This is a genomic window from Micromonospora sp. NPDC047620 (assembly GCF_043205005.1).
Classification (GTDB): Bacteria; Actinomycetota; Actinomycetes; order Mycobacteriales; family Micromonosporaceae; genus Micromonospora.
Genome location: NZ_JBIDDG010000008.1, coordinates 254,950 through 273,039 on the forward strand (window position 1 = coordinate 254,950; position 18,090 = coordinate 273,039).

Here is an 18,090-nt window from a genome sequence, read left to right on the forward strand (position 1 = left end):
TCCGTCAGAGGGACTTCGCGACCTCGACCAACTGGTCCAGCGCCGCGCCCCAACCCTCGATGAAGCCCATCTCCTCGTGCGTCTTCTTCGCCGCGGCGTCGGCGTGGATCGCCGTGGCGGTGTACTTCGTGCCGTCGCCGGCGCGCTCGAGCCGCACGACCGCGGTGAACGGGAAGTCGTTCTCCCCGGTGGGCTGCGGACGGAAGCCGGGGCCGAGGGCGGAGGTGAAGACGAGCGTCGAGTTCTCCTCGGCCACCAGGATGCACCCGGTGCTCGGGTACTCCTCGCCCTCCGGCGAGCGCATCACCGTGTTGAACTTGCCGCCCGGCCGCACGTCGATCTCACAGGACGAGGTCGACCAGGGCTTCGGGGCAAACCACTGCACGATCAGCTCGGGAGTGGTCCAGGCCTTCCAGACCAGCTCGGGCGCGACGTCGACGGTGCGCTCCAGGACGAGGTCGAGCTTCGGGTCCACGGTGTACGCGGTCATTTCTGCTGCTCCTTCAGGTCGTAGAGAAGTGCGTCCAGTTGATCGAGGCGCCGGGTCCACACTGCGCGCTGCCCGGCGAGCCAGGCGTCGACCCGGTCGAGCGGCTCCGGCGCGAGGCGGTAGGTCCGCACCCGCCCCTTCTTCTCCGACGTCACCAGGCCGGCGTGCTCGAGGACGCGCAGGTGCTGGGTGAACGACGGCAGTGCCATGTCGAACGGACGAGCCAGGTCGCTCGTCGTCGCCGGGCCCCGGCCGAGGCGCTCCACGATCTGGCGGCGGGTGGGGTCCGACAGCGCGTGGAACACGTCATCCAGGGCGACGCCGACCTCCTCATCCCGGTCGCCAGATCGCTTAGGCATGTACCTAAGCATGATGCTGTAGGAAGCTTAGGTCAACACCTAAGTGAAATTGTTCGGGTCCGTCTCCGCTGACACTGGATCGAGGTCGCGTGCGGATGGGCCTTCGGCGCGAGCTGTGGATGGCCGACACCCCGGCGCCGCCCGAGGTGTCGGCGCCGCTCATGTCCGATGTGCTCGGTGTCACGCTAGCGTCTGCGTACGCCGACACCACCGCCACCGCTCCCGGACAGGAGAGCGCCATGCCCACACCGCTCAAGGCCGCCACCGCCCTCGTCACCGCGCTGCTGCTCGTCCTCACCGCGGCGGCCCCCGCCCAGGCCGCCACCCCGTACACCAAGACGCCCGTCTCCGGGTCGCTGCGCGCCTACAACGTCTCCGGCGTGTACGTCGCCGGCGTCTCCTCCGGCGGCTACATGGCCACCCAGTTCCACGTCGCCTACTCGTCGCGGATCCGGGGCGCGGCGGTCTTCGCCGCCGGGCCGTACCACTGCGCGCAGAACAACGTCGTCCAGGCGCTCAACGGCTGCGGCGACAACCTGTACCCGACCAACGTCACCGCCCTGCAGGCCTACACCCGGACGTGGGCCGGCTACGGCTGGATCGACCCGGTCGGCAACCTCTCCGGCGACCCGGTGTACGTCTTCCACGGCAACAACGACACCGTCGTGAAGAAGTCCGTCACCGACGACCTGGTCCGCTACCGGAATGCGGGCCAGTGCTCCGCCCTTCATGGCGGGGGTGCAAGGCCCGCGCTGAGAGGGCCGTCAAGGCCCGAGCAGTGCCTTACCGGGACGGTTCTGCTGATCGATGTACTGCTTGGCGAGGCTTAGCGGTGCGCCGCCAACGGAGCCTGCGAAGTACGAGCCCGACCACAGCTTGTTGGCTCGGTAGTAGTGGTGTGCGAGGTCGGGGAATTCCTGCCGCAGGCGGCGGGATGACACTCCTTTGAGGGAGTTGACCAGGCGGGTAACAGCGATCTTGGGCGGGTAGTTGACCAGTAGGTGCACGTGGTTGTTCTCGCCGTTGAACTCGACCAGCTCGGCCTCGAAGTCCGTGCACACGTCCCGCATGATCTGTTCCATCCGGGACAGGTGCCGGTCGCCGAACACCTTGTGCCGGAACTTCGTTACGAAAACCAAGTGAACATGCATCGCGAAAACACAGTGTCTGCCAGTGCGAATGCCTTCGAGCTGAGCCATAAACCAATGGTACGGTGGCGTCGTGCAGCTCCGGTACAACTACCGCGTGTACCCGACGCCCGGCCAGCAGATCGAGCTGGCGAAGGCGTTCGGGTGCGCTCGCGTGGTGTTCAACGACGGGCTGCGCGTACGGCAGGAAGCCCGCGAGCAGGGCTTGCCGTACGTCTCGGACGGGGAACTGTCCCAGCAGGTCATAACGCAGGCGAAGAAGACCGAGGCCCGCGCCTGGCTGGGCGAGGTCTCGGCGGTGGTGCTGCAACAGGCACTCGCGGACCTCAACACCGCGTACCGCAACTTCTTCGCCTCGATCTCGGGCAAGCGCAAGGGCCGCAAGGTGGCACCACCGCGGTTTCGGTCGCGCAAGGACAATCGGCAGGCCATCCGGTTTACGGCCAACGCCCGGTACAAGATTCTGGACAACCGTCGGCTGCGGCTGCCGAAGATCGGGGACGTGGAGGTGCGCTGGTCACGGCCCCTGCCGTCAGAACCGTCCTCGGTCACGATCATCCGGGACGCGGCCGGGCGGTACTTCGCGTCGTTCGTCGTGACCACGACCGCGGACGAGCCGCTGCCGGAGACGGACTCCGAGGTCGGCATCGACCTGGGGCTGACGCACTTCGCGGTCCTCTCCGACGGCACGAAGGTGGCCGCGCCGAAGTTCCTGCGCCGCGCGGCCCGCAAGCTCAAGCGGTTGCAGCAAGACCTCTTCCGCAAGCAGAAGGGCTCGGCCAACCGAAAGAAGGCCGTCGTCAAGGTCGCTCGCGCTCATGCGCGGGTGGCCGACACCCGGCGGGACTGGCAGCACAAGCTGTCCACGACGATCACCCGCGAGAACCAAGCGGTATACGTCGAGGACCTGTGCGTGGTCGGTCTCGGCCGGACCCGGCTGGCGAAGTCCGTGCACGATGCGGGCTGGGCCAGTTTCATCGCGATGTTGGAGTACAAGGCAGCCCGGTACGGACGAACCTTCGCCCGGGTAGACCGGTTCTTCCCCTCCACCCGCATGTGCTCCGACTGTGGACGCATCAACAACAAGATGGCGCTCAACGTCCGATCGTGGGACTGCCCCTGTGGCAGCCACCACGACCGGGACGTCAATGCCGCCATCAACGTCAGGGCCGCTGGACAGGCGGACCTCAACGCCCGTGGAGCGCACGTAAGACTGACATCCGTGCCGGCGGCGCGCAGAGAAACGGGAACCCACCCAGACGCCACGCGGCATACGCGCAGCGTGGAGGGAATCTCCGCTCTTTAGGGCGGAGAGGATGTCAATACCAGCACTTCGGCGCCGACGTGCAGTACGACAGCGGCTCGTCGGCCGGCCACGCCTGGGTCACCCCGTACGGGACGCTGGGGTGCACCGCCACCGCCTCGCCCTTCCTGAACGACTGCGGCACCGACCCGCAGAACGCTCTGCTGCGCAAGCTGCTCGGCAGCGTGCAGGCGCCGAACACGGGCCCGCTCGGCGGCACGCTCATCCGGTTCAGCCAGAACACCCACGCGGTCAACGGCTGGGCCAACGGCCTGAGCATGGACGCCAACGGGTTCGCCTACGTCCCGGCGTCCTGCGCCGCCGGGCAGTCGTGCCGGCTGCTGGTCGCCCTGCACGGCTGCCTCCAGGGCTACGGTGCGGTCGGCACCGCCTTCGTCGACCGGGCGAACCTCAACCAGTACGCCGACACCAACAACCTGATCGTGCTCTACCCGCAGGCGCGGGCCACCGCCGGCACCAACCCGAACGGGTGCTGGGACTGGTGGGGCTACCTCGGCGCGACCAACTACCCGATCAAGGGCGGCGCCCAGGTGGAGACCATCATGAACATGGTCCGCCGGCTGGACGGCTGAGCCGCCCCTCACACGCCTGAGCGGGAGCCTCGCACCGGGCTCCCGCTCAGGCCGGCTCGTCGGCGGGCGCGTCGCTGCCCACCAGGCGCGCGTCCGCCGCGGCCTGACCGTCGGCGTCCCGCGCCTCCTCGCACACCGTGGCGGCGTCCACCCAGTGCCGCCGCGCCTCGGCGGCGTCGCCGAGGGCCGCCGCCGCGTCGCCCAGGTGCAGCAACGTCCGCCCCAGCCCCGCCGTCGGCTGCCCGTCGCGCAGCCGCCGGCTCTCCGCCAGCAGCTCGTACGCCTGCCGTGCCTGACCGGGGGCGGAGGCCAGCAGCGCCGCTCCCGCGTTGAGCAGCGCGGCGGCCCGGTTGGTCGGGTCGGCCACGGACTCGTACTCGCGCAGCGCCGCCCGCCACGACTGCGCCGCGTCGAGGTGCTCGCCGAGCCCGGCGTGCACGAGCACCAGGTTGGTCAGCGCCGCCGCGTAGCCCCGGGCGTCGCCGAGCGCGCGGAAGGCGTTCGCCGCCCGCACCAGGTGGTGGTGCGCGGTCTCCAACTCGCCCCGCGCCAGCCGGGCGGCACCCATCCCGAGGTCGGTCAGCGCGTGCCCGGCCCGGTCCGCGCCGGAGCGGTGCCGCCGGGACAGCTCCAGGTGCTCCACGGCGTCGTCGAGCTGCCCCAGGTCCAGCAGCACCAGGCCGAGGTTCATCCGCGCCTGCGCGGTGCCGCGCCGGCCCCGCTCCGCCACCGCCAGGCTGAGCGCCGTCGCCGCCCCCTGCGGGTCGCCCCGGCGGCGGCGCAGCACCCCCAGCTCGTTGTGCGCCCAGCCGGCGATCTCCGGCCGGTCGTCGGCGGTGGGCGTGGCCAGCACCGTGCGGCACACCTCCTCCCACTCGCCGAGCCGCTCCGCGTGGGCGAGCCATCCGCACAGCGCCACCGCCAGCCGGAACCACCAGCGACGCACCCGCCGCGGCAGCGTCTCCGCCGCGCCCGCCGGCACCTTCACCACCGCCAGCAGCAGCTCCTGGTGCAGGTCGAACCAGCCGTACGGGTCGTCGTCCAGGGCCAGCGTCGGCTCCCGGTCCGGCGGCGAGCCGGCCACCGCGAGGCTCGCGGCGTGCCGCTCGGCGCGGCGGGCCAGGTGCCGGGTGAGCCGGGCCTGCGCGGCCACCCGCCGCCGCGCCGGCTCCGCGTGGCGCAGGTGCATCCGGGCGTACGGGCCCAGCAGCGGGCGCACCTCGTAGCGGTCGCCGGGCGCGCCGGTCACGAACCCGCCGGTGGCCAGCTCGTGCAGCAGCGCGGCCACCCGGTCCGGGCGGCGGCCGGCGAGCGCCGCGATCGTCGGCCGGTCCAGCGGCACCGGGCTGAGCGACATCAGCCGCCACAACCGCCGCGCCTCGCCGCCCAGCGCGTGGTACGCGGTGTCCCGCCCGGTCACCAGCAGGGTCGCCGGGGACGCGGCGACGTGCTGGTGCGGGGGCGTGTCGACGGCGCGGCGCAGCGCGTCGAGCACGTCGGCGTGCCGCCAGCCGTGCTGTGCCGTACGCCGACCCAGCTCCGCCACCGTGCGGGGCTGCCGGCCGCACAGCTCGACGAGGGCGCGTACCGCCGGGTCGGTGCGCGGATCCGGGCGGTGCGGCCGGGCGACGGGCGCGGCGGCGCCCGCGGCGGCGAAGAGCTCGACCGCGTCGTCGGCGTCCGGCTCGGCGAGGCCGTGCGCCACCACCCCCTCCAGGGCGTCGAGCGCGGGCGTGCCGACCAGCAGCAGTCGGCAGGCCCGCGCGGTCGGCGGCAGCAGCGGCCGGACCTGGCCGGGGTCGTCCACGTTGTCCAGCACGACCAGGATCTGTCGGCCGTCGAGCTGCCCGCTCAGCTCGTCGGCGGCGTCGGCGAGGTCGTCGGCGTGGCCCGACGCCGGCGGCCGGGTGCCCAGGATCCGGGCCAGCGCGGTGAGCACCTGGCGCGGGCCGTGCGGCCGGCCGCCCCGCCGCAGGTCCAGGTAGTACTGGCCGTCGGGGAAGTCCTCCCGGCACAGGTTGGCGGCCTGGATCGCGCAGGACGAGGTGCCCACGGCCCGCCGGCCGACCACCGCGACCGCGTGCTCCTTCGTCAGCAGGTCGATGATCGCGTCGACGTGCCCGGCCCGCCCGGTGAACCCCGCCGGCCAGGGCAGGGTGGGCGCGCCGACGGCGGGCGGGGGCTCGCCGTCGTCCTGCGTCGCGGCCTGCTGCCGCTGGCGCCGCCACTCCACGATCACGGCGGCGGCGAGGCCGAGCACGATCACCCCGGCGCTCGCGGAACCGAGCTGGGCGACCGACAGCTCGGAGAGCAGGTTGCCCGTGACGTTGCCGAGCACCGCGCTGACCGTCCCGCCGACCACGCCGCCGATCGCCAGCAGCAGGCTCAGCCGCCGCGCCCGGCGGGAGCGGCCGGCGGGCCCCTGCCCGCTCACCGGACGCCCCCGGCGACCAGGCCGGCGACGAGCTGGCGGCGGGCCAACACCACCAGCAGCACCGGCAGGATCGAGGCGATCACCGAGCCGGCGGCGAGCGCGCCGCTGTTGGCGACGAAGCCGCGGGTCTGGCCGGCGAGGAACAGCCCCAGCGGCACCGCGCCCGGACCGCTGAACAGCAGGCCCACCACCAGGTCGTTCCACACCTGCACGAACTCCAGCACGGCGACGGCGACGACGGCCGGGCGGTTGTGCCGGGAGAGCAGCCGCAGGGTGCCCCACCAGTGCCGCCCGCCCACCCGGGCCGCCCGCACCTGCTCGGCGGGCAGGTCGGCGAAGGCGTTGCGCAGCACCAGCACGGCGAACGGCACGCCCAGCGCGACGTGCACCAGCGCCAGGCCGCGCGCCGTGCCCGAGGACAGCGCCACCCCGAGCACCTCGTTGACGGGCCCCGCGATCACCTGCACCGGCACGATGCTGGCGGCCATCAGCAGCAGGCCCGTGCCCTGGGCGGCCGGCCCCGTCAGCCAGGCGAGGGGGTACGCGGCGAGCAGCGCGACGCCCAGCACCGCGGCGGTCACCGCCGTCGCCAGCACCAGCGTGAAGCCCAGCGTGCGCCACAGCTCGACGCCGGTGAGCAGCTCCCGGTAGGAGGCGAGGCTCGGTGGTCTCGACCACCAGCCTCCGGCCGCGGCGTCCACCGCGCCGTGCAGCGAGGTGGCGAGCAGCACCCCGAGCGGCACCAGCCAGGCGACCGCCGCGCCCGCGACCAGCAGCCGGGTCGACCGGCGTGGTGCCGGCGCCGCCGGGTCGGGCCCGACGGGCGCCGGGTCCCGGGGCGGAGGCCAGGCCTGCCGTACGAACAGCGCCGCGACCAGCACCCCGGCGGCCACCGCCACCAGCCAGACGACGCCGAGCGCGGCGCCCTCGCCGGTGGTGGCGCCGTTGGAGGTCTGCCAGACCCGTAACGCCAGCACCGACGCCTCGTCGCGCACCGAGCCGGGCGCCAGCACCAGGATCAGGTCGAACGTGCGGGTGGTGCCGAGCGCCACCAGGGTGAAGACCACCGCGACCGTACGCAGCAGCAGCGGTCGCCACTGCGCGTCCCAGAGCACGTCGCGGCGGTTGCCGCCGTACGCGCGGACCGCGTCGGCGAGGCTCGACGGCACCGCGTCGAGGGCGGCCCGGAACACCAGCACGGCCAGCCCGACCCAGGCCCACACGAACGCCGACATCAGCGCCACCGTGACCAGGCCGGGGCCGAGCAGGTGTGGCGCGTCCGCCGCCGACCGGCCGGTCAACTTCGCGGCGACCAGGGTGGCCAGCCCGCGCTCCGGGTCCGGGTCGTACATGAGCCGGAACGTGACCCCGGTGACCACCAGCGGCAGCGCGGTCGGCACCACCAGGATCAGCCGGACCAGCCCGCCCTCCTGCGAGCGGCGGGAGGCGGCGGCGAGCAGGTAGCCCAGGACGGTCACCACGGCCGGCACGACCAGCGCCCAGAGCACCGTGCGACCCACCACCGCGCCGGTGCCGGGCGCGGCCAGCGCGGTGCGGTAGTGCTCCGCGCCGACCCACCGGCCGTCGGTCGTGACGCTGGCGTGCAGCGTACGCAGCACCGGCCACGCCACCAGCCCGCCGAGCAGCAGCAGGGCGGGCAGCAGCAGCGTCGAGGTGGCCCCCGCCGCAGGGTAGGCCCGCCCGCGCCGGGGCGGCCCGACGTCGTCGAGGACCGCCGGCTCGCCCAGCACCCGGCTCATCGGCCCCTCCCCGCGGAGCGGGCCCCCGTGGCCAGTTGACCGGTGGCCCGCCGGACCGCCTCGCCGACGGCGACCCCGTCGGTGACGTCGGCGAAGAAGTCCTGCATGATCCGCCAGATGCCCACCCCGTCGGAGCCGGTGAACGGGCCGGGCAGCCGGTCGGAGAGGTCGAAGCGCACCACCTCGGCCGTGCGCAGCTCGGCGGCGAGGCGGCGGCGCACGGCGTCGCGGTAGCCCGCCAGCGGCACGGACACGTTGGGGGAGAGGTAACCGCCGGCGCGCAGCCACGGCTCGAACGCCGTCCCGCCGCTGAGCCAGCGCGCCAGCTCCGCGCCGCGGGCCGAGCCGGCGAAGGCCACCGCCGCGTCGCCGCCGACGATCAGCGGTTTGTCGGCCAGCCGGGCGCCGGGGAACCGGAACGTCTCCGGCCGCTCCGGGCCCCGGCGGAACCGGCTGGCGACGTCGTCGACGAAGTCGGCCTCGAAGAGCATCGTGGCCCGCCGGTGGTACACCACCTGGATCACCGACTCCTCGTACTGGGTGAGCAGGGCGCGGCGCCCGCCGCCGGGGAACGCGCCGTCGACGCGCCACAGCTCGGCGAGCCGGTCCAGCGCGACCTGCACCGGCCGGGCCCGCCAGTCGGCCTCACCGTGGGCCAGCGCCTCGTAGAAGCCGGGCGGAGCCACGTCGGCGAGGACGTTCTCGAACCAGTCGGTGAGCACCCAGCCGTCGGCCGCGCCGACGGCCAGCGGGGCGGGGCCGTCGCCGGCCCGGGCGCGCGCGCCGAGCCGCCGGGTGAGCGTGACGAGCTGGTCCCACGTGCGTGGCGGCTCGGGGAGCATCGACGGGAAGTACCAGAACAGCGACTTGTGGGCCGCCTTCACCCAGACGCCGTAGCGCCGCCCGTCGGCGGAGAGCAGGTCGGCCATGCCGGGCGGGAGGGCGTAGCTGGCGGCCGGGGTGAGCTCGCGCAGCCAGCCGCGCCGGGCGTACTCCACGACCAGCCCCGACCTGGGCAGGATCGCCACGTCGGGGCTGGTGCCGGCGAGCTGGCGGGCGCGCAGGAACGCGTCGATGTCGTTGCCGGCGCTGATCACCTGCACGCCGGCGTCGTAGCCGGCCACCACCTCGCGGAACCGGGCGAGCTCCCCGCCGCTCCACACCACCGCGACCTGGACCGACGGCTCCGCCCGGGAGCAGCCGGCGGCGGCGGTCGCGCCCGCCGCCGCGGCAGCCCGCAGCAGGGCACGGCGGCGCAGCCGCCCCGATGCGGTCACGCGACCACCTCGGCGGCGACCGGCACGTCGGCCAGCGCGCCCGGATCGCAGGTGCACACCAGCACGGCCGCCCCGGAGGTGTCCGGCGGGGACAGCCGCCCGACCAGGTCGGTGAGCCGCCCGCCGCCGGCCGGCCCGGTCGGCAGGTCGATCACCAGCACCTCGGGCAGGCAGGCCACCGCCCGGGCCAGCGCCACCCGGAACCGTTGCGCCTCCGACAGCAGGTGTGGCCGCAGCTCCAGGGTCGGCGCCAGCTCCAGCCGGTCGACCACCGTCGCCGTCCAGTCGTCGGCGACCTCCCGCACCCGCTCCCGCCGGCGCTGGCCGTAGGCGATGTTGCGGCGCACGGTCAGGTGGGGCAGCAGCGCGCCGCCGGCCGGGACGTAGGCGATCCGGCGGCGCGGCGGCGGCATCCCGGTGACGTCCCGACCGCCGACCAGGACCTGACCGGCGACCGGCGCGGCCAGCCCGGCCACCACCCGGGCGACGGCGGTGCCGACCGGCGGGTCGGCCACCAGCGCGACCGAGGCGCCCGCGGCGACGTGGAGGGTCACCGGCGCGGCGTCGGGCACGGCGACGAGTTCGCGCAGTCGTAACGTGGCCATCACCTCCGGTGACCCGGGCAGTCACCCCCAGGGTGGCACAAACCGGCGACCCGCGGTGCCCCGCAACCCTCCCCTGTGGAGTCACCGCGGGTTCATGCCACCACCTCCGGCGGCACCGCCTCCAGCACGTCGAAGCGCAGCCCCAGGGACGGCGGGGTGAGCAGCAGCTGCCGTCGCCGCTGGGTCCACAGCACCGGTCGGCCGTCGGTGGCCCGGGCCAGCATCGCCCGCCGCTCCACCCGTACGCCGTCGGCCGGCACCGCCGCCGGTTCCAACTGGTGGGTGGGGTGCGTCCCGCCGGCGGCCGGGTCGACCAGCAGGTCACTCTCGGCCTCGGGCAGCAGCACCGCCGTGGGCCCGGACAGGTCCACCCCGCGCCCCTGCACGTACCGGCGCCGGCCGGCGACCTCCTCCACCACGTACGGGTGCCAGTGCCGGGGCACCCTCGTCATCGGCCGGTACGCGAACCCGGGCCGGCCGGAGGCGTCCAGGTGGGCCGGGGGCTCGGCCGGGGCCTCCTCGTCGCCGAGCACCCCGCGCCCGCGCAGCCGCTGCTCCACCGCCCAGACCAGGTTGGCGTCCTCGTCGGTGCCGATCACCACCTCGTCGAGCACCGGGCCGACCAGCGGTGTGGCCGCCGTGGCCCAGACCACCAGGGAGCGGCTGTCCAGCCCGTCGGTGGCGAAGAGGCTCCAGTCGGCGGGCGGCGTCACCGGCCAGTCCTCGCCGAACGAGTCGTGCACCACCACCTCGTCGAGGGTGACCACGTGCCCGGCCAGACCGGGCACCGCGAAGGCGAACCAGTCGTCGGAGTGGTTGACGATCAGGTCGATCAGCAGCAGCGTCGCCAGGTGGGAGCGGTCCGGCGGGTAGCCGGCGACATCCACCGCGGCGTCCTCGATCTGCCACCAGCGGGGCAGCGGCGCGCCCGGGTAGCGGACCCGCCGGGGCACGGTGGTCGCCGCGTCGACCGGCACGGGCGGATCGGGCAGCGGGCGGTCGGCGTCCACCGCGTACCAGTCGAGGTCGCCGCCGTCGTGCCGGCGCAGCGCCAGGGTCACCCCGTCGGCGGTGAAGTCGGCGTCGTAGGCCAGCTCCGCCGGATCCCACAGGTCCACCGGCTCCGGCTCCGGCGGGCGCAGCCCGGCGAACCACGCCACCGGCAGGCCCAGCTCGCCACGCCGCCGCCACAGCTCGCGGCCGTCCACGCCGGTGCCGTCCAGCACGTCGTACGGCACCGGCAGCGCCGTGAGCAGCAGGGCCGGGTCGGCCGGCAGGGGGGTCCCGGCCGCCCCGGCCGCCGCCGCGACCGACCGGCCCGCCGCGATCCGCCGGCCGGGCGTCCACCAGTCACCCGGCTCGGACTCGACGATGGCCTCGGCGGGGGTGGTGCGCGGGTCCAGGTGTGGCTGCCCGCCCAGCGGGTCGACGGGAGTGAGCCGGGCCCGGTAGCTGACCCGCACCGGGGAGGCCGCGTCCTCGCCCTGGTGCTCGCCGAGCTGCCACTGCCGGCCGAGCAGCCAGGCCGGGTCGGCGACCTCGGCGGCGAAGCCACGGGTCAGATCCGACCCGGCCTGGTCCGCCTCCAACCGTCGTACCGTGTCGAAGACCAGTGCCATCGCCGGTTCACCTCCGGGTCGCGTCGAGCGGGACCCCCGTGGGTCCGTCGGCGGGCAGCAACCCGGCCGGCAGCAGCCCGCGCAGGCCGGGGGTGAGGTCGGCCGGCCGGGCGACCCGGGCCCGGGCCAGTTCGCGGACGTCGGCGAGGAGCTCCACCAGGGTCTCGGGGTCGAGTGGCCGCGACAGGTCCGGCGGCACGGCGAGCAGGATCGCCTGCGGCGCCCGGGCGGCCGGGGCGTCGAAGCCGAAGGTCGCCGCCGTGGCCTGCGCCGCCTCCGGGACCACCTCGGTGAACCGGTCGAGCACGGCCACCGCGACCGGCGCCCCCGGCGGCGTGACGGTGAGGTCCAGCGTCGGGTCGGCGTACGCGACGACCAGCCGTCGCCCGTCGGGGCCGCTGCTCTGCCACGGGTCGCCGGGCTTGTTGCTCCAGCCGGTCAGGGCCGGCCCGGCGGCGGCGGGCGTGCCGTCGGCGAGCTGGTGTGCCTCCAGCCTGGCGAGCGGCTCCCGGACGGCGGCGACCACCGGCAACCAGTCCGCGTCGAGCGTCCCGTCGCCGGTCAGCGCGGGCAGCGCCGAGCGGGGCAGCCGGGCGGTCACCGCGAGCTGGCCGGTCGGGCTGACCAGCGCGGCGAGCTGCCCGACCAGGTCGTCGCGCGTCAGCTCCGCCGCCGGGGAGGGTGACCCCGGGCCGGCCGGCGCGGTGTCGGCGGCGGCGTCGAGCCGCGCGTCGAGCAGCTCCCGCACCCGGACGGCCTGCGCCACCAGCCGCCGCTGCGCGGCCTCCGCGCCCGACGCCGCCTCCGTCGGCGCCGGGTCGGGGGCGAGGCCCCAGGCGCGGGCGGCGGTGACCAGGCGGGCCAGCACCGCCGGGTCGGCGCCGCCGATGCCCCCGTCGCCCGCGGTCAGCGCCAGCTCGGCGGCGACCCGGGCGGCCAGGGCCGCCGCCGTGTCCCGGACCCGGGCGTAGCGGGCCAGCAGGTCGGCGTGCGCGGTGGCGGGCGGGTCGGCGGAGTCCGGCCGCTCGGCCGTCGCGTCCGGGTCGGCCGGGCGGCGCCCGATCAGGGCGACCAGCCGCGCGGCGGCCTCGTAGCGGGCGACGCCGTCGCCGCCGGTCAGCGTGGCCGCGGCCGGCTCCGCGCCGAGCGCGGCGGCACCGGCGTCGACGGCGAGGCGCTCCAGGTCGGTGCGCGCCAGGGCCAGCGCGTCCGCCGGCCCGAGCCCCAACGCGTCGAGGGTGACGGTGGCGACCAGCCCACCGGCGGCGACCTCGAACGTCCAGTCGGGGCCGACCTGGGTGGCCAGGAACGCGGCGGTCGCCGGGTCGGCCAGGGCCGCCGGGGCTAGGGTGGCCCGGTCGGTCGGGTCGGCCGGCAGTGCCGCGTCGGCGACGTGCGGCAGGACGACGACCACGCCGGTGCCCACCGCCCGCCCCTCCCGGGGGGTGCGCAGCAGCCCCAGCCGCGGCGGGCGGGTCAACCCGGCGGCGGCGTCGAGCGCTGCCCCGGCCACCTCGGCCCGGCCCTCGGTGACGTGGTGCACGGCCTCGGCGACCAGCAGGTCCCCGTAGGCGTCCATGGCGACGCGCAGCCGGTCCAGGCCGGCCAGGCGGGCCGGGTCCAGCCCGAGGTCGCCCGGCGGGGCGGCCAGCACGGCCAGCCCGTCGCAGACCCGCCGCCCGGCGTGCTCGGTGCGGACGGGGTAGTCCCGGCGCAGCCGCTCCACGTCGGCCGGCGTGCCCACCACCCGCTCCACCTCACGGCCGAGTGCCTCGGCCAGGTGCGCGCCGACCCGGACATGTTCGGCGATCCGGTCGGCGTCGCGGACCGACCGGGACGTGAGGTCCAGGTCCCAGCGGGGCGACGGGTCGCTGACCGCCCTGTCCCGCAGCACCGTGGCGGCGAGACCCTGCCCGGCCGACGGCGCGTGGATCAGACCGGCGGCCGTGGGCCCGGGGGCGCCCGGCCGGGGCCGGTCCACCCAGCCGTACGCCCCGAGCCGGGGCTTGGCCGCCTGCTGTTCCACCAGGTCGTGCAGCCGCCGGGTGGGCGGCCCCAGCAACCACGGGTCGACCCGGTACGCGGCGGTGTCGACGGTGGCGCGCAGCAGCCGTTCCAGCCGGGGCGGCTCGATCTCGCCGAGCGTGAGCAGCCCGTCGACCACCCGCTCGTAGGCGCGGGCCTGCGGGGTGGGCCCGTGCAGCGCGGCGGCTGGGGTGTTGGCGATCCAGCCCTGGAGCCGGCCGGCGGTGGCGGCGTCCCGGGCCACCGGCTCCGGGCCGGGCGGGGCCTCGCCGGCCAGCGCCCGCCCCACGTCGCCGATCGCCACCTGCAACGACCGGACGGCGAGCCGCAGCAGCAGGCTGTCCAGCGGGTACTCCCTGAGCAGTTCCTCCAGGATCGCGCGGTTCGCGTACGCCCACGGCTGCTCCTCCGCGACCTCCAGCAGCCGCTTCAGCACGTCGGCGACGCCGGTGCCGGCGGGCAGGCCGTCCGGCGTCACGAGCGGGATCTCCAGCCGGCGGGGCGCGCCCGTGGCCCCGTAGCGGCGGTGCGGCGCCAGGCCCAGCCACTCGGCGTCGGGGTGCCGGCGCCGCCAGGCGGCGTCCAGATCGGACCAGGACGCGCCGTAGCCGAGCAGGAGCAGCACCAGCCACCACAGCTCCAGCGGCCAGGCCCGGCGGTGCCGGAACAGCGGCGAGGTCGGCACCTGACCGATCAGGTCGAGCAGGTCCTCGGTGGACGCCCCGACGACTGTGCCCCGCTGCTCGGCGGCGGCGGCGTACTCGGCGCGCAGGTGGGACAGCGGCTCGACCAGGCCCGCCTCGACCGGCGGGTCCTTCGGCTCGGGCACCCACCGGCGCAGCACCGTGGCCGGCAGCAGCCCGTAGGGCTGGGGGCCGACGCGCAGCGTCGGGAACGGCCCCTCGGGCAGCAACGCGCCGGGTGCCCACTCGGCGGCGGCGCCGGTCGGCAGCGCCCACACGTCCGCCCCGGCGAAACCCCACAGCGCCGGCCAGAGCCCGGCCACCGCCGCGCCCGCCCAGCGCCGGTGCGGCTCCGACGTGCCGGGCAGGGCGCCGAGCAGCCCCGGGTCGCCGGTGAGTGTGGCGGAGACCAGCCGGTCGGTGTCGGTGGGCGCACCGGTGAGCACCCCCCACCAGGCCGCCGGGTCCCCGGTGACGGGCGCGGCGGGCGCGCCGTCCACCGTGTTCGTCGCCGAGCCGGGGGCCAGCAGGGACAGCCGTCCCTCGTCACGGTGGCTGCCGAACAGCGCGCCCGGGTCGCCGTCGCCGAGACCGGTGACGTAGAGCGCGTCGATGTCGGACGGGTCGCCGTCCAGCGGCACCTTCCCGGCCAGGCCCGCCTCGACGGCCTCGTCCCAGTTCTCCCACCACCGCCGGTCCGCCGGTGCGTCCGGGTCGGGAAAGTCGACCGCGAGCCGGCCCCGGTCGACGGTGAGGGTCAACACCTGCGCCGGCGGGCCGCCGCCGCGGGCCAGCCAGACGTGCAGCGTGTCCGGGAACTCCTCGATCCGGGGGAAGGCCGGCTCGCTGCGTAGCTCGCCCGTGCCGACCGGCCGCAGCGCGGTGGTGCCGTCGGGGGCGGTGACGACCAGCGTCCGGACCAGCCAGACCGCCCGTGCCCCGCCGACGTGGACGGTCAGCTCGCGCCAGGCGACCTCGCCGCCCCCGGCGTCGAGGTAACGCCGCACCGCCTCGACCTCGCCCGGCGACACCCGCGGGTCGTGCCGGGCGAACCAGGGCTCGTCCGGCACCACCAGCAGGCGCAGCAGGCCGGGGGAGAACCGGGTCTCGATCCGCACCGGCAGCAGCACGCCGACGACTGGTTCCGCCATCACGGTCCTTCCGGGTCGAGGTGGTCGCCGCGGATGAGCACCCGTACCGGGCGGGCGAAGCTGGTCCGCGCCCAGGTCTCCGGCACCGGGGAGGTCGAGGCGTCGTTGGCGAAGCGGTAGCCGGCCGGGGGTTCCTCGAAGACCAGCCAGTGCCGCAGCACGTCCGCCGGGTCGAACCCCTGGAAGCCGAAGAAGGTCACGTCGGTGCCGATCCGCCCCTGGAAGCTGGGCAGCACCCGGACCGCCCCGGCCGGCGGGTCCTGCCCGAAGTCGACCGTGCCGGCGTGCTCGGCGGTGACCAGGTAGACCACGGTGGCCGGATAACGGAGGAACAGCCGTCCCTTGATCACCACGACCAGGTCCCGGCCCGAGGCGCCGGCCGGGCGGTGCGCCGGGGTGCCCAGGCCGCTGTCGTCCGGCCAGTTCCCGATGCCGGTGATGTCGTCGACGCGGGCGCCGGTGCCGGTGTCGGCCCGGCTCCAGAACACCCGCAGCGGGGTGCAGCCGGTGGCCACCGGGATGTTGCGCCACCGCAGCTCGCCGAGGAGCTGGGTGTTCAGCCCGGTCAGCAGGGCGTCGACGAAGCGCGGGTTGGTCTCCACCGCGATCACCGAGTTCTCCGGCAGCGCGCCCACCCCGGGCAGCAGCCACTCGTCGAAGGCGTCGCGCAGGTCGGCCCAGACCGGTCGGTCCAGCCCGACGCAGACCTCCGGCGGGGCGAGCGGCTGCGCCGGGTCGAGACCGTCGATGGTGGACAGCACGCGTACCCGGGCGGCGGCGTCGGGGCCGGTCGGGTCGAACGCGGCGGCCACCCCGGCGGCCAGCGCGTCCAGGTCGACCGGGCGGCACGGCGGCTCCACCGGCTCCGGCTCGGCCAGCCCGTCCAGCAGCGCCGGCAGGTCGTCCTCGCCGGCCGGCTTCGGCCAGCGTTCCAGCAGCTCCCACAGGGCGGCGGCGAGCCGTTCCAGCTCCCGCTCGGCGCGGTCGTCGACGGTCGCGGCGGCGGCCAGCAGGGCGAGGGCCTCGGCCCACGGCGCCGGTGACCCGGCGTGCGCCGCCCGGGCGAGCCGCTCCGCCACCGTGTGCGCCAGGTCGTGCAGCTTCGGGTGGGCGGCCTCGGCCAACTCCTTCGCCCGCCCGGCGGCGGCGTGCAGGTCCACCTCACCGGTCTCCGCCGCCCGGCGTCGACGTTCCTCCAGGTCGTCGAGGTCGATGCCGAGGTCGTCCAGCGGGAGCCCGTCGGCGCTCGGGCGCGGCGGGCGCGGGCACCGGTTGGCGGCCTTGAGCACCTCGCCCGCCGGCACCCCGCCGGCGGCGGTCAGCGCGGTGCGCGCCGGGCCGGCGCGCAGGATCCGCCGGGCCGCGCCGGAGAACAGCCCCGCCGGCAGCGGCCGGTCCGCGGCGGTGGCGAGCGCGGCCACCGTCCCGTCCGGGGTGACCACGCGGCGCAGCGCCGGCCCGAGCAGCCAGAGCCGCTCGTACGCGTCGGCGGGCGTCCGCCGCCGCCACAGCCCGCCCGCGGCGTTCAGGCCGAGCACCAGGTCCCGGATCCGCTGCCGCGCCTCCGCGAGGGCGCCCTGGTGGGCGCGGGCCTCGGCGGCAAGTTCCTCCTGGAGGCGGATGCCCAGCTCCAGCCCGAGCCCGGCCACCCCGCGGTCCCGGGGGTCGGTGTTCAGGCTGTCGCCCCAGGTGGTCTCCTCCGGGGCACCGGCCCGCCACGCCTCGCCGTAGCGGGGCAGCCCGACGATCGGCCGGCCCCGGTCGTCCCGTGCCGGGGTGCGCAGCGCGTCCAGGTCGTCGTGGACCGCGCCGGGCAGCGCCGCGTCGGTGCCGCCGAGCGGGGCGAGCGCGCCGCGTACCGCCAGGTCGTCGGCGGCGGGCACGCGGGGGTAGTCCAGCGGAGCCCGGCCGGTATCCGGGTCGGCGGCGCCGGGACGCAGCGCGGCGGCCAGGTCCTCGAAGCTTCCCGCCGGGGTGGCGGTGCGGAACCGCCAGGTGTCGTAGCAGGGCACGGTGGCCGGACCGGTGCCCGTCCACCGCGGCTGCCCCGCCGGGTCGTACGCCGGCACCAGCGCCGCGACGTAGTCGGTGCCCGGGGCGAGGGGCCGCCCGGAGAGCAGCCGGGCGATCCGCCTCCCGGCGGTGTCCACCTGAAGGTGCGCCCACCGGTACGCCGTCGCCCCGGTGCCCAGCGGGTGCAGCGCCTGCACGGCCGGGCTGAGCGTCACCTGGTCCCCGGCAAGGGTCAGCTCGTCGCCGTCCAGCCCGACGACCAGCACCAGCCAGGGGTGCTGCGCGCCGGCGCCGGCGGCCGGGCGGGGTGCCGGGGTGTACCGCCACGGCAGGGTCGCGTCGGCGAACTCCACGTGCGGGCAGCGGTCCGACTCGTGGTCGACGGCGCCGGGCGTCGGGTAGCGGCGGGTTATCGCCCCGGGGGCGAGGCGGACCACGTCGGCCGGGCCGGCGAGCAGGAACCGTACCGTGCCGGTGGCGGCCGTGGTGGTCGCGCCGGCGGCGTCGGTGCCGGTGAGCGTGACGGCCGTCTCGACCCGGGGCCGCCCGTCCTGCACGCCGGTCGCCAGCGCGGCGATCCGCTCCCGCGACCACCCGTGGAAGGTGAGCTGTTCGTCGGCCATCCGCGCC

13 protein-coding genes are annotated in these 18,090 nt (G+C 76.1%); 3 read left to right on the forward strand and 10 right to left on the reverse strand.

What is annotated here, in order from left to right; genetic code table 11:
- Positions 1-4 precede the first annotated feature (4 nt).
- Positions 5-490 carry an SRPBCC family protein gene (locus tag ACGF5C_RS12525; RefSeq protein ID WP_393300391.1) on the reverse strand — a complete coding sequence of 162 codons (486 nt, stop codon included), beginning with the start codon at positions 488-490 and terminating at the stop codon, positions 5-7.
- A complete protein-coding gene (locus ACGF5C_RS12530) occupies positions 487-849 on the reverse strand; it encodes an ArsR/SmtB family transcription factor (protein WP_393300394.1) in 363 nt (120 codons plus the stop codon). The genes ACGF5C_RS12525 and ACGF5C_RS12530 overlap by 4 nt, the downstream gene beginning before the upstream one ends.
- 95 nt (positions 850-944) lie before the next feature.
- On the opposite strand from ACGF5C_RS12530, the gene ACGF5C_RS12535 reads away from it, so the two are divergent.
- Entirely contained in the window at positions 945-1,679 is a 735-nt protein-coding gene (locus ACGF5C_RS12535) for a hypothetical protein (RefSeq protein WP_393300397.1), read from the forward strand.
- On the opposite strand, the gene tnpA is transcribed toward ACGF5C_RS12535, so the two are convergent.
- The gene (tnpA, locus tag ACGF5C_RS12540) at positions 1,614-2,048 is read right to left on the reverse strand and encodes an IS200/IS605 family transposase (RefSeq protein ID WP_393300400.1); all 435 of its coding nucleotides are present in this window, start codon (positions 2,046-2,048) and stop codon (positions 1,614-1,616) included. The two genes, ACGF5C_RS12535 and tnpA, sit on opposite strands and share 66 nt — an antisense overlap.
- 46 nt (positions 2,049-2,094) lie before the next feature.
- Between tnpA and ACGF5C_RS12545 the strand changes: the two genes are divergently transcribed.
- Complete coding sequence (locus ACGF5C_RS12545) at positions 2,095-3,303, forward strand: RNA-guided endonuclease InsQ/TnpB family protein (RefSeq protein WP_393300482.1); 1,209 nt, start codon at positions 2,095-2,097, stop codon at positions 3,301-3,303.
- Between the two features lie 38 nt (positions 3,304-3,341).
- Positions 3,342-3,893, forward strand: coding sequence for a hypothetical protein (locus ACGF5C_RS12550; RefSeq protein ID WP_393300403.1), 552 nt, complete (start codon positions 3,342-3,344; stop codon positions 3,891-3,893).
- 46 nt (positions 3,894-3,939) lie between these two features.
- On the opposite strand, the gene ACGF5C_RS12555 is transcribed toward ACGF5C_RS12550, so the two are convergent.
- The 7 genes from ACGF5C_RS12555 to ACGF5C_RS12585 all read right to left on the reverse strand — a co-directional run bounded on the left by ACGF5C_RS12555 (position 3,940) and on the right by ACGF5C_RS12585 (position 18,083).
- Entirely contained in the window at positions 3,940-6,327 is a 2,388-nt protein-coding gene (locus tag ACGF5C_RS12555; RefSeq protein ID WP_393300406.1) for a tetratricopeptide repeat protein, read from the reverse strand.
- On the reverse strand, positions 6,324-8,087 hold the full coding sequence (locus tag ACGF5C_RS12560) for an ABC transporter permease subunit (protein ID WP_393300409.1): 1,764 nt from the start codon (positions 8,085-8,087) through the stop codon (positions 6,324-6,326). The genes ACGF5C_RS12555 and ACGF5C_RS12560 overlap by 4 nt, the downstream gene beginning before the upstream one ends.
- Positions 8,084-9,364, reverse strand: coding sequence for an extracellular solute-binding protein (locus ACGF5C_RS12565; protein WP_393300413.1), 1,281 nt, complete (start codon positions 9,362-9,364; stop codon positions 8,084-8,086). The genes ACGF5C_RS12560 and ACGF5C_RS12565 overlap by 4 nt, the downstream gene beginning before the upstream one ends.
- Positions 9,361-9,969: an ATP-binding cassette domain-containing protein gene (locus tag ACGF5C_RS12570; protein ID WP_393300416.1), complete on the reverse strand. Its 609-nt coding sequence runs from the start codon at positions 9,967-9,969 to the stop codon at positions 9,361-9,363. The genes ACGF5C_RS12565 and ACGF5C_RS12570 overlap by 4 nt, the downstream gene beginning before the upstream one ends.
- A 92-nt stretch (positions 9,970-10,061) precedes the next feature.
- Positions 10,062-11,588: a hypothetical protein gene (locus ACGF5C_RS12575; protein ID WP_393300418.1), complete on the reverse strand. Its 1,527-nt coding sequence runs from the start codon at positions 11,586-11,588 to the stop codon at positions 10,062-10,064.
- A 7-nt stretch (positions 11,589-11,595) separates the two neighbouring features.
- Positions 11,596-15,447, reverse strand: coding sequence for a hypothetical protein (locus ACGF5C_RS12580; protein ID WP_393300421.1), 3,852 nt, complete (start codon positions 15,445-15,447; stop codon positions 11,596-11,598).
- A complete protein-coding gene (locus ACGF5C_RS12585) occupies positions 15,447-18,083 on the reverse strand; it encodes a hypothetical protein (protein ID WP_393300424.1) in 2,637 nt (878 codons plus the stop codon). Before ACGF5C_RS12585 ends, ACGF5C_RS12580 begins: the two co-directional genes overlap by 1 nt.
- Between the last annotated feature and the right edge of the window lie 7 nt (positions 18,084-18,090).

Bases quoted from the DNA above. Each gene is read 5' to 3' on its own strand.
- ACGF5C_RS12525 (WP_393300391.1), bottom strand. From the start codon at position 490: ATGACCGCGTACACCGTGGACCCGAAGCTCGACCTCGTCCTGGAGCGC.
- ACGF5C_RS12530 (WP_393300394.1), bottom strand. From the start codon at position 849: ATGCCTAAGCGATCTGGCGACCGGGATGAGGAGGTCGGCGTCGCCCTG.
- ACGF5C_RS12535 (WP_393300397.1), top strand. From the start codon at position 945: ATGGGCCTTCGGCGCGAGCTGTGGATGGCCGACACCCCGGCGCCGCCC.
- tnpA (WP_393300400.1), bottom strand. From the start codon at position 2,048: ATGGCTCAGCTCGAAGGCATTCGCACTGGCAGACACTGTGTTTTCGCG.
- ACGF5C_RS12560 (WP_393300409.1), bottom strand. From the start codon at position 8,087: ATGAGCCGGGTGCTGGGCGAGCCGGCGGTCCTCGACGACGTCGGGCCG.
- ACGF5C_RS12570 (WP_393300416.1), bottom strand. From the start codon at position 9,969: ATGGCCACGTTACGACTGCGCGAACTCGTCGCCGTGCCCGACGCCGCG.
- ACGF5C_RS12575 (WP_393300418.1), bottom strand. From the start codon at position 11,588: ATGGCACTGGTCTTCGACACGGTACGACGGTTGGAGGCGGACCAGGCC.
- ACGF5C_RS12580 (WP_393300421.1), bottom strand. From the start codon at position 15,447: ATGGCGGAACCAGTCGTCGGCGTGCTGCTGCCGGTGCGGATCGAGACC.
- ACGF5C_RS12585 (WP_393300424.1), bottom strand. From the start codon at position 18,083: ATGGCCGACGAACAGCTCACCTTCCACGGGTGGTCGCGGGAGCGGATC.